This is a genomic window from Mucilaginibacter sp. KACC 22773, assembly GCF_028736215.1.
In the GTDB taxonomy this organism is placed as follows: Bacteria; Bacteroidota; Bacteroidia; order Sphingobacteriales; family Sphingobacteriaceae; genus Mucilaginibacter.
In genome coordinates this window covers 2,911,375-2,923,919 of the sequence record NZ_CP117883.1, presented here as the reverse complement: position 1 = coordinate 2,923,919, position 12,545 = coordinate 2,911,375, and the positions used below count along the sequence as shown (strand labels likewise).

6 protein-coding genes are annotated in these 12,545 nt (G+C 43.4%); all 6 read right to left on the bottom strand.

Annotation, left to right across the window (positions count from 1 at the left end; genetic code table 11):
* Positions 1 to 112: 112 nt before the first annotated feature.
* Complete coding sequence (locus tag PQ469_RS12310; RefSeq protein WP_274213232.1) at positions 113 to 2,494, bottom strand: ABC transporter permease; 2,382 nt, start codon at positions 2,492 to 2,494, stop codon at positions 113 to 115.
* 150 nt (positions 2,495 to 2,644) lie between these two features.
* Positions 2,645 to 4,009, bottom strand: a complete 1,365-nt coding sequence (locus tag PQ469_RS12305; RefSeq protein WP_274213231.1) for an ABC transporter permease — start codon at positions 4,007 to 4,009, stop codon at positions 2,645 to 2,647.
* Positions 4,010 to 4,027: 18 nt separating this feature from the next.
* Positions 4,028 to 5,020 (bottom strand): ABC transporter permease, encoded by a 993-nt coding sequence (locus tag PQ469_RS12300; RefSeq protein ID WP_274213230.1) that lies wholly within the window; start codon positions 5,018 to 5,020, stop codon positions 4,028 to 4,030.
* Positions 5,021 to 5,128: 108 nt separating this feature from the next.
* A complete protein-coding gene (locus PQ469_RS12295) occupies positions 5,129 to 7,555 on the bottom strand; it encodes an ABC transporter permease (RefSeq protein ID WP_274213229.1) in 2,427 nt (808 codons plus the stop codon).
* A gap of 107 nt (positions 7,556 to 7,662) precedes the next feature.
* The gene (locus PQ469_RS12290; RefSeq protein ID WP_274213228.1) at positions 7,663 to 10,047 is read right to left on the bottom strand and encodes an ABC transporter permease; all 2,385 of its coding nucleotides are present in this window, start codon (positions 10,045 to 10,047) and stop codon (positions 7,663 to 7,665) included.
* A 92-nt stretch (positions 10,048 to 10,139) separates the two neighbouring features.
* Positions 10,140 to 12,533, bottom strand: coding sequence for an ABC transporter permease (locus tag PQ469_RS12285; RefSeq protein WP_274213227.1), 2,394 nt, complete (start codon positions 12,531 to 12,533; stop codon positions 10,140 to 10,142).
* Between the last annotated feature and the right edge of the window lie 12 nt (positions 12,534 to 12,545).

Sequence of the window (12,545 nt, the reverse complement as noted above, 5' to 3'; positions counted from 1 at the left end):
ATTTCTAAATTCTAAACCCTAAAATTCAAACTCTAAATCCTAATTTAAGCACCAATTTACCCACAACTCACAACTCACAACTCACAACTCACAACTCACAACTCACAACTGCCTACTCACTCTTCAGGCTTTTTACCGGGTTGGCCAACGCGGCTTTTGTTGATTGTATGCTTACCGTAACGGCGGCTACCAATAAGGCTGCAATACCTGTTACTACAAACACCCACCATTGTATATCAATACGGAAAGCGAAATCCTGTAGCCACTTGCTGGATATATACCAGGCAATTGGCGATGCGATAACGGTAGCTATAATCACCAGCGTTAAAAAATCTTTAGCAATCAGCATGATAATATTTACAACACCCGCACCCAGTACTTTACGAATACCAATCTCTTTGGTGCGCTGCACTACGGCAAAGGCTGTTATGGCAAATAGGCCTAAGCAGGCCAGTATGATGGCCAGTGCAGAAAATGTAGTGAATACCCCTGCTGTACGTTGTTCGGTGCGGTATAGGGCATCATAATCATCATCCAAAAAGCGATAATCAAACGGGCGGTGGCTAACCCTATCTTTCCATACCTTACCAATTTGGGCCAACGTTGCGGCGGTGCTATTCCCATCTATCTTCACAAACATCCGGTGTAACTGTTCGTTGTCCAGAAATAAGATCAGGGGCGTTATCTGGTCATGGAATGATTTAAAATTAAAGTCTTTTATCACGCCTTTTATTGTTCCGGTTACTCCTTTTGATATGGTTTTGCCAATAGCCTGCTCTGGAGTCCAGCCTAATGCTTTTACCGCCGACTCATTTAACATAAAGGTGTAATGATAATTTCTACGTTGATTTGTAGTATCCAGCAATAGCAAATCCGCATGGGTATAATCACTTCCCGAAATTAGTTTGAGCTGCATTGTTTTTATAAAATCCTCGTCAACGGGGATAGCATTTACAGAAATATTTTTACCGTCATTGGTGTTTATACCATCGCCCCAGCCAACATTTATAGGTTCGTCATTAGCAGCAGCTACTGATTGCACGCCGGGAATACCGCTCATCGCTTTTTTTATTGCATCCAGCTGCGGTAACATCTTCGCATCTATAGGCAGTACTACCATGTTGCTTTTGCTGTAACCAATATCCTTATTGCGGATGTATGATAATTGCTGCAGTATTACGATGGTAGATATGACCAAAAACACCGAGATCGCAAACTGGAAAACTATTAACGATTTACGTACGTTTTGACCGGATGTAAATGAGAACCCCGATTTTAATATTTTTACCAGCTTAGCATTTGATAATAACAATGCAGGATAAGCCCCCGCCGCAAAACCAACCAATAAACTTAATGCCACAAGGCCCAAAAGTATGAAGGGGTTGACTAAGGTGGCAGCTTCAAGTTGTTTGCCCGATATTTGGTTGAACAAAGGCAAAATCAACGCCGCCAGCACAATGGCCAATAGTGCAGCTATAACCGCTGTAAATACGGATTCAACAATGAATTGCCAAAATAATTCGCCATTGCCGGCACCCATAACTTTGCGTACACCAATTTCGGCACCCCGGCCTGCGGATTGGGCGATAGCAAGGTTAACATAATTTACACAACCTATTATCAATATTAATAAGGCTACAATTAAAAGAACGTAGATGTATGTTATGCTGCCAACCGGTTCAAATTCATCAGCCAGGTTTGATTTTAAATGTATATCTGTTAAAGGCTGCAAATTGTAAGTAAGATAATGGTTGCCATCCATTTTTAGTTCTTTTTTGCTTACCGTATTCACCATGTAAGCCGATACCTGTTTTTGCAATTCAGCAGGTGAAGCTTTATCGTTAAGCAGCAAATAAGTCATGTTATTGGCTGTCCACCATTGCTCCGGCCCGTTCATATCCATATAAAGACTAAATGGCAGTACAAAATCAAACTGTATTTGCGAATTGCTTGGCACATTTTCTGCTATTGCCGACACAGTGAAGTTTTTTGAGCCAACTTTCAATACTTTGCCCAATGCATCCTGGTTGCCAAAATATTTCTCAGCCGATTTTTGAGTGATCACAATTTTATCCGGAGCACTTAAAGCCGATGAGATATCGCCTTTAACTAAATTAAATGAAAATACTTTGAAGAAATTCGGATCAGCATACAAAATGCTTTTTTCGTCGAATACCTGGTTATTATAACCAATTACCCTGTTTGATTTAAACGTTCGTACATAGTCCTTTACCCTGGGCAACACCCGCTTAAATTCCGGACCAGCTTTAGTACCACTTACGGCTATGCTTTGTGGTCCATCAGCCGTGTTATATTCCATAGTTGCCCGCACTATCCTATCGGCGTTAACGTGAAACTTATCGTAACTTGTTTCGTGTTTAATGTAGATGCCTATAAGCAGGCAACTGGCAATCCCCACCGTTAAACCCAGTATGTTGATGAACGCATACAACTTGTTCTTTTTTAAATTACGCCACGCTAATTTGGTATTCATATGTATTTAAATGATAAATTCTAAACTCTAAAAAGGAAAATTCCTAAACTCTAATTTCTAAACTCTAAAAACGAAAAATTCTAAACTTTAAATTTCAAGTTATCAAACTTTTCACCAATGAACTAATGAACCAGTGAACCAATGAACAATCTATTCAGATCTTAAGCTTTTCACCGGGTTCATTAACGCTGCTTTAAGCGATTGAAAACTAATGGTAACAAGGGCGATAACAAAAGTTAAAAATGCAGCCAGCACAAATATCCACCAGTGGAGCGGGGTTTTGTAAGCAAAGGTTTGCAGCCATTTATTCATGCAATAATAACCAATTGGCATTGCAATAACTGTTGCCAGTAATACCGGTTTAAGCAGGTCTTTCGAGATTAGAATAAGGATGTTTTGCACCGATGATCCTAATACTTTGCGTACACCAATTTCTTTGGTGCGTTTTGTGGCAGTAAACGAAGCCAGGCCAAATAAACCAAGGCAGGCAATAAAAATAGCCAGGCCCGAAAAGATAGTCAGCATGGTTTGCTGCCTGATGTCTGTTTTATACGTGGTATCAAACTTCTGATCCAAAAAAGTATATTCAAAAGGGTAAACCGGCGCCACTTTGGTATAAATATTTTTCACAGCCGCCACCGATGCGGGTATATTGCCTGGTTTTAGTTTGATAACAATTACCCTCCTGTCGTCATTTGGCGCAATGACGAGCGCATCCATGTTTTCTTTAAGGGAAAGGTAATTAAAATCCTCAACCACGCCCACTACATTACGCTTTTTATCATCCCTGCCCCTGTTTTTTATCCACTTGCCTATAGCCTGCTGTGGCGAGAAACCCAAGTCCTTGGCACAGGTGCGGTTAATGAGCACCGAGTTAGTAGTATCTGTAGCAAATTCCGGCGAAAAGTCGCGGCCGGCAATTACCTTTAAACCTAAAGTTTTTACGTATTCAAAATCGGCAAATTCGGTGCGCGATTTAAAAACGGACTGTTGCCCTTCAGCATCAAAGGCGTGCACATCATAAAACCCACCTGGCTCGCCCGACATCAGGGACACTGATGATACAGCACCCGAATTTTGCAATTCATCCTTAAAGGCTTTGCGGTGATCATAAATATCATTGTTATCTATCTTGATCACCAGCGTTTGTTCTTTATCATACCCCAACGATTTGCTTTTGATATAATGCATCTGGTTTACGATAACAATTGTGCCGATAATAAGCATCACCGAAATGCTGAATTGCAATACCACCAATCCCTGCCTGAAAATACTGCCGCCTTTGCCCAGCTTCAATTTACCCTTTAATGCCTGTATAGGCGAAAACGCCGACATAAATATGGCCGGATAACTTCCCGCTAAAACGCCCACTATCAAGATAACTCCAAACAGGAACAGCCAGATAGGTGCGCTATTCCATGATACGGTTAAGGAATAGCCTAACAATTGATTGTAAAAAGGCATCAGCAGCAACAATAAACCGATTGACAATGCGCACGAAATGAGCGCCAGCATCAACGACTCGCCAATAAACTACCAGATTAAATGGTTACGCAACGCCCCCATTACCTTGCGCATACCAACCTCTTTTGAACGCTCAACCGCCCTTATGGTGGCCAGGTTCATGAAGTTGATACAGGCAATAAGCATAATAAGTGCCGCTATAGATATAAAGATGAATACTACCGTTTTATCGCCATGCTTAACATTGTCAAAGGCCGAATATTGCTCAAAGTAAATGTCATTGAGCGGGGTTAAACCCAGGTCGAATTTGGCGCCGAATTTTTGCATATCCTTGCCCATATATTTATCCATGAACTGCTTAAACCGGCTCTCGAGCGCTGTTTTGCTGGTATGCTCGTTCAAAAGCACATATACAAACAGTCCGTTATTAATCCACACATTAAAACCCTGATTTTTAGTATAATTGGCTATCGGCATCACCAAATCAAAATCAAGGTGCGAGTTTGACGGCACGTCCTTGGCAACGCCCGTAACTTTCAGGTTCAGCTGCTTATCAAACTGCACTACCTTACCCATGGCATTATCGGCCGAGCCGAAGTATTTTTTGGCAGTAGTCTCGGTAAGTACCACGCTATTGGGATTATCAAGCGCTGTGGCGGCATCACCCTTAAGAAGCGGGAAAGTAAACAGCTTAAAAAAGCCGGCATCTACGGCATACACCTTCTTTTCATTAAAGGCTTTTTCGCCAAAAGATACCAGGTTATTTTGCGGCGATACCCGCACTGCCATCTTAATATCCTGCGGATAATCGTTCAACAACGCCGGCGCATACGGGCCCGACAGGTATGGAACCCTCGGTTTCGCCGGATCGAAGCCACGCATTACCCGGTAAATATTTTTGCCCTGCTTATGAAATTTATCTACACTAAACTCATTCATAATATACAGGAAAATCATGAGGCACACCGTAATGCCCATGGTTAACCCCAGGATATGGATCAGCGAAAAAACCTTTTGCTTATAAAGGTTTCGCCAGGCTATTTTTAAATAATTACGTATCATTTTATTTGTTCATTAGTTCACTGGTTCATTAGTTCATTGGTACTTATCGCTTCATAACTTTGTAGTGAGCTCCCCGCTGCTTACTGCAAACTCACAACTGCCCACTCACTACTCACTACGAAGGCTCTTCACCGGGTTACTCAACGCCGCTTTGATGGATTGAAAACTGATAGTGGCGAAAGCTATAAAAACAGCCAGGAAAGCCGATACTGCAATTACCCACCATTGAATGTTTTGGCGGTAGGCAAAGCTTTGTAGCCATTGGTGCATAGCCAGCCAGGCTAAGGGCGTTGCCACCAAAATGGCTATCAGTACCAGTTTAATAAAATCTTTGCTCAGCATAGCTACTATGGTACTTACTTCGGCGCCCAACACTTTGCGGATGCCTATTTCTTTGCTGCGCTGCTCGGCGGCGTAAGCGGCAAGGCCAAACAAACCAAGGCAGGCAATAATAATGGCCAGCGTGGTAAATACAATGGCTATGGTGCCCATGCGCTGCTCGGCGCGATAGGTGGCATCAAAATCATCGTCCATAAACGAGTAGTTAAACTCCCGGTTTGGCGCCACAGATTTCCATTTGCTTTTGACAAGGCCCATCAGTGTTGTAATGTTGGCCGTATTTATTTTCAGGCTCAAGGCCCCCCTGTCTTCGCCGTACATCAATACTACCGGGCTGATGTTGGTTTTTAATGAATTGAAATTAAAATCTTTTATCACTCCAACTATCCTGTATCCCTTCCAAACCCTGGCCATATTATCCTGCGGAACGTACAGCATTTTGTTAACCGGATCGGCCACATCCATCAGTTTTGCCGCTGTTTCATTAATGATCATCGACGCGGTATCTGTGCCCATTTGTTTATTAAAATTGCGGCCCTTTACCAGTTTCAAACCAAGAGTGCCTATGTAATCTTCATCAACCATCCAGGTTTGCGCCAGCACTGCCTTCTTTTGGTCAAGGTTACGATCGGGGAAAACGCTGCTGCTGTTACGGTAGTCCATAGTTGGCAAAAAGCCTGTCATGGTGGCATTAATTACGCCCGACAACTGCTTTACTTCGTTTTTAAATGTGGCAGCCTGTGCGCCCATTTCATAAATACCATGAATAATCAATACCTGGTTACGGCTATAACCCAGATCTTTACTTTGGATATATTTTAACTGGTTATAAATAACCAGGGTGCCAATAATCAGGAAAATAGATATCGAAAACTGGAACACTACCAGGAAACTTCTTAACCAGCCGCCTTTAAAACCATTGGCCAGCTTACCTTTTAATACCTCGATAGGTTGAAATGCCGAAAGGAAGATAGCCGGATAAAAACCGGCCAAACAGCCAATAATTAATACTGCCGCCAACATGCCCGGCAACAGCCAGCTTAATGCGCCGATATTGAAACTAAATGATTTATCGGCCATGTTGTTAAACACGGGCATAAATAAATAAGCCGTAATTATAGCCAGCACCGCCGCTATAAACGTAACCATCACCGACTCAGCCAAAAACTGAAAAATAAGGTATTTACGTGGCGAGCCCAACACTTTACGTACCCCAACCTCGCGCGCCCGGTTTGATGAGCGGGCGGTAGATAGGTTCATGAAGTTTACACAGGCTATAAGCAATATAAAAATAGCCACCGCTGTAAAAATGTATACGTACTGAATATTGCCATTGGGCGCAAGTTCTGATACAGCGTTTGATTTTAGGTGAATGTCTTTTAGCGCAATTAAATTAAGCTGGTACTTATTACCTGCTTTTTCAAACTGATCGAAAGTGATGTGAAGTATACTTTGCAGCTGCGGACCGGCATACTTACGCATGAGCAATGGTAATTTGGCTTTAAATTTCTGCGGATCGGCCCCATCACGCAATAAAACATAAGTATTAAAATTGTTGCTGAACCAGGCGTCATCCTTACTTTCGGCAAGGGTGCTCATTGATAAAAAGAAACCGAAATTAAAATGCGACTGCTTCGGGATATCTTTTATAACCCCGGTTACTTTGTAAAGTATGCTATCGTTAAACGTAAGCGTTTTGCCAACCGCCAGTAACGGATCATTAAAATAGCGCCTGGCAACGCTTTCATTAATTACCACGGTATGCGGGTCGACCAAAGCCTTATGCGGGTCGCCGGCTATCATCGGGAATGTAAACACGTCAAAAAGTGTAGCGTCGGCAAACAGCATCTGGTTTTCCTTAATGTTTTGGTTGCCTTTCTTTACGTTGTAGCCTCCCCTGTTTATTAGCCGCACGGTTTTCTCTACTTCGGGCAAATCGGCCACTAAAGACGCCGCCAACGGCGCGGGCGAACTGGCGTACGACTGATCGTTGCCGCCAAATTTGATATCGTTATTGATTCGATATATCCTGTCGGCCTTTGTATTAAACTTGTCGTAACTCAGCTCATCTACCACATAAAAAATAATAAGCAAACAGGTAGCCAGCCCAAGGGCCAGCCCCAAAACATTAATAGCCGTAAAACCCAGGTTTTTCTTGAGCGTACGAAACGCCGTTTTAATGTAGTTTTTTATCATTTCAATTGGTTCATTAGTTCATTGGTACTTATCGCTTCATAACTTCGTAGTGAGCTCCCCGCTGCTTACTGCAAACTCACAACTGCCTACTCACTACTCACTACTCACTACTCACTACGAAGGCTCTTAACCGGGTTGGCCAAAGCGGCTTTAACCGATTGTATGCTGATGGTTAGCAGGGCTATTGCCGTTGCACCAAAGCCGGCCATCAGGAAGATCCAGGCAGTTATGGTAATCCGGTAAGCATAATCCTGCAGCCATTTGTCCATGGCGTAATAGGCCACAGGCACCGCTATTAAAATAGAGATCGCTATAAGTACAATAAACTCGGTAGTCAGCAACCTGATAATGCCTGCAACGCTTGACCCTAATACCTTACGGATGCCGATCTCCCTGGTCTTTACCTGTGCCGAATAGGTTGCCAGGCCAAAAAGCCCAAGGCATGATATAAAAATAGCAATGGCCGAAAACACGTTAAATAGCGAGCCTGTACGTTGCTCTGTTTTGTATAGCTGGTTAAACGAGTCATCTAAAAAAGTATAGGAAAACGGCGAATCGTTATTGTATTGTTTCCAGGAAGTAAGCGCGGCTGCAATGGCTTTTTGTGCATTGGCACCAGTGGTTTTAATGTATATTTTGTAGCAGTCGTCGGCGCGGTAGTACAATACCGCCGGCTCAATTTTTTTACGCATAGATGCGAAGTGAAAATCCTTTACTACCCCACTTATGGTACCCTTCATTTTTTGGATGCGGATATTTTTACCTATCGGATCCTTAAGGCCCATAGCAGATACCGCGGCCTCGTTTAGCACAAAACGGGTAGTATCAGCAATAGCCCCGGTAAAGGCTACACCCTCCTTCATTTTTATTTTAAAGAAAGATATAAAATCCTTGTCGGCAGCAATCGGATGAAAAAACAGGTTAGCTTTGGCTGGTTTACCGTCCCAGTCGTTATCGCCTGTCCAGTTATCGTTTTCAATAATATCATTGCCAGACCGGGTTACCGATATAATACCGGGCTGCTTCAGCAACTCCTGTTTAATGGCATCGTAATGCGTTTTCATATCGCGCATATTAAACACAAACACGTTTTCTTTATCATAGCCAAGATCCTTTTTCTGGATAAAATTGAGCTGCCTGCCAATTACCAGGGTGCCGATGATCAGCACGATAGAAACGCTGAACTGAACCACAACCAGTACCTTCCGGAAAACGGTATTTCCTATACCCGTAGTTACTTTACCCTTAAGCGCTTTTAATGGCTCAAAAGATGAAAGCAACAAAGCCGGGTAAATGCTTGATGCTGCTAAGGTGCCTATCAGTGTAATTACCACATACATCCAAACCTGGTAGTTGGTTACAGATAGTTGCAATTGCTTGCCCGAGAAGTTATTGTACATAGGCATCAGCACATACATTAAAATAAGGGCAAACAGGGTTGATATGGCAAACAGTAAAGTAGTTTCAATCATAAACTGCATAAATAGCTGCAGTTTACCGGCGCCTATTATTTTGCGCATGCTTACTTCCTTGGCCCTTAACATCGATCGTGCTGTCGAAAGGTTTACGTAGTTGATGCAGGCTATTACCAGTATCAAGATGGCCACAATGGCAAATGTGCGTACTGTTTCAATACCTCCGTTACTGCCATCGGCTTTGTACAAATGCATCTGGAACAGTGGCTGCGCAAGGTAAGGCACGGGCGCATCTACCGGGTGTTCGCGTTCATGTATCGCACGAAGCTTTTTGGTAACCTGGTTAATATCGGTATTGGGCTTAAGCAACAGGTAAGTATCAAATGCAAAATTGGCCCAGTCGCCATCCATCGAAGAGATGAACGTTTTATTGTCGTAGCTTAATTTCCTATCCATGTAGGCCAGCTTGTTAAACCGGCTCATGGGCAGCAGGATGTTATATTTTAGGGTGGAGTTTGCAGGATAATCGGCAACTACCCCGGTTACTTTCAGGTTTTCGTTTAAGCCTAAAACAACCACCTTGCCTATAGGGTCTTCGTTGCCAAAGTATTTTTTGGCTATAGCCTGTGTTATCACTACCGAATTATTATCCGGGAATGGTTTTTTCTTATCGCCTGCAACCAGCTTAAAATCAAATACAGAAAAGTATGAAGGATCGGTAAAAGCAAAATTATCTTCCCTGAAATTCTTTTCCTTGTATTTAAACGGCGCTACGCCAATATTCCTGATCCGCACGGCATCGGTAACCTCCGGCATCTCGGCTTTGGCGTAAGTAGCAAGCGGGGCAATAATCGAGGTAAATATCTGTTTGCTTTCATCAGTACCGCCCACAATGCCAACGCGGTATATCTCCGCCCCTTTTTTGTTGAACGTATCAAAACTCAACTCATCCTGCACCCAAAGCAGCATAAACAGGCCAATCACTAACCCAAAGGTTAACCCAGCCACATTAATGGCCGCGTAAAACTTATTGTTTACAATGTTACGCCAGGCTGTTTTAAAATAATTTTTTATCATTTTGTTTAGTCATTAGTCATTTCGCTACGCTGTCATTGGTCATTGGTACTTTCATCACCGGATAATACCAATGACTAATGACCGGTGACCAATCATTCACTTTTAAGGCTCCTGGCAGGATTAACTGTGGCCGCCCTTGCTGATCGTGCACTTACGGTCAAAAATGCGATTACAGCCGCTATAGCACCCGCCAGCAGGAATACCCACCACTGTATCTCAATACGGTAGGCAAAGCTTTGCAGCCATTTGCTCATACTGTACCAGGCTAATGGCGATGCTACCAGTGCTGCAAATAACACGAGTTTCATCAAGTCTTTCGACAACAGGTTTACGATACTGGTTACACTGGCGCCCAATACTTTGCGAATGCCTATTTCCTTAACCCTTTGCTCGGCAGTAAAAGTGATCAGGCCGAACAGACCTAAGCACGCAATACCAATGGCCAGTATGGTGAACACAAACAGTAGCTTGCCTTGCTTTTGCTCGGTTTGATATTGGGCTGCAAAGTTTTGATCAAGAAAATTATAGTCTGCTTTATTCTCAGGATCAAAGCGGGCATATACCTTTTGCAGGTAGCTGATAGCTGCCTGCACATTACCCTGGCCCAGCCGCACGTATAAATTATCTTTATCTTTTGTTTCGGATGGAAGGCTTAATACCATGGGCGATATTTTGTGCTGCAGCGAGTAGGTATTAAAATCCTTTACTACGCCTATCACGGTTGCGTAGGTAACCACCCCATGATTTACTCCGCTGCGAACGCGCGCGCCGACCGGGTTTTTCCAGCCCATTTCTTTCACCAGTGTTTCGTTAACCAATATGGAATGGTTGGCGGTATCGGCAGGGCCTTTCATGAAATTACGCCCGGCAGCCATTTTTATCTGCATAGCAGGTAAAAAGTCCTCATCGATGATCAATGATTCTACCAGTTTGCTATCCGGACCTTTTTTTCCGTCGGCCCCTATGCTAAAATAGGTAGATCCGATATCGTTATTACCGATGGGATTGCCGGCAACCGCCACGCTTTGGATCAGGGGGCTTTGCAGTAATTGCGTTTTAATTTCGTCGGTTTTCGCCCTCACGTCGCGGTTACCAATATGAAACGTAAGCATTTGCGATTTGTTGAAGCCAAGGTCTTTAGTCAGCACAAAATTGAGTTGCTGGTAAATTACGCAGGAGCCAACGATCATTAATATGGTAATCACAAACTGGAATACTACCAGCCCCTTGCGGAAAAGAATAGTTGAAGATTGGTTACCCAACTGCCCCTTCATGGCGCTAATGGTTTTAAAGCCAGAAAGGAACAAAGCCGGGTATACACCGCTTACCACGCCGGTAACTACAGCGAATAATACAAATACCACCAACGATTTGGTTACCCCGAAATACCAAAGCTGTAACGATTTACCGGATAGGATATTTACGTAGGGTAAGGTAGCCTGTATCAGTACCATACCTGCAATGGTAGCCAGCACCGCCAGCAGGATTGATTCGGCAAAAAACATGTACAGCAATTGCATCCGGCCCGAGCCGATTACTTTCCGGGTGCCAATCTCTTTGATCCTGACAGATGAGCGAGCCGTGGTAAGGTTAACGTAATTGATAACCGCAATGGCCAGGATGAGCAGACCAACGATGCCAAAAACATACAGGTAGGCTACGTTGCCATTATTGCCCATCTGGTAATCAAGGCTGGAGTGCAGGTGAATGGCTGTAAGTGGCAATAGTTCCAGTTTATAGGTTACCCCTGCCAGGTTTTGTTTCAGGTATTTGTTATAAAAGTCACCGGAGCCTGCTTCTATTTTTTTATAGTCATCATGATCTTTTAGCAGCACAAAGGTGTAAATGCCTGCGTTGCCCCAGTTGCCATTATAATCGGCATTGAATGAACGGAGTGCGCTAAACTTAAATGTAGAATTTTGCGGCACATCATCAATTACCGCGGTAACGGTATTTTGAACGTCGCCTTCAAAAGTTATCACCTTATCAATGGCGGAGGAAATATCACTACCAAAGATCTTTTCGGCCAGTGTTTTGGTTAAAACGATACATTGTGGCTTTACAAGCGCCGTGTTGGGATCGCCGGCTAAAAAGTGATAGCTAAATACATTAAAGATGTTTTTATCGGTAAAAGAAATATCGCCGGCCTCAACCTGCTTTTCGTTGTAAACAATTTTGCCGCCGCCCTCCAAATCAACACGTACGGCCTCTTCAACATCGGGGTAGTCTGCTTTTAGCGCCGGTGAATAGGGTGGCGAGGTTACCGCCAGGTTAAAACTGCCGCCGTTCCATTTGCCATGCTGGGCTACCTGGAAAATCCTGTCCGATTTTTCATTATAGCGGTCGTAACTCCACTCATCGGCAACGTATAAACTGATAAGCCAAAACGCTGCCACCCCAATAGCCAGGCCGCTTACATTGATAATGGAGAAAACCTTATGCTTTATTAGGTTTCGCCAGGCTATTTTTATGTAATTCTTGAGCATGAGGCAAATATT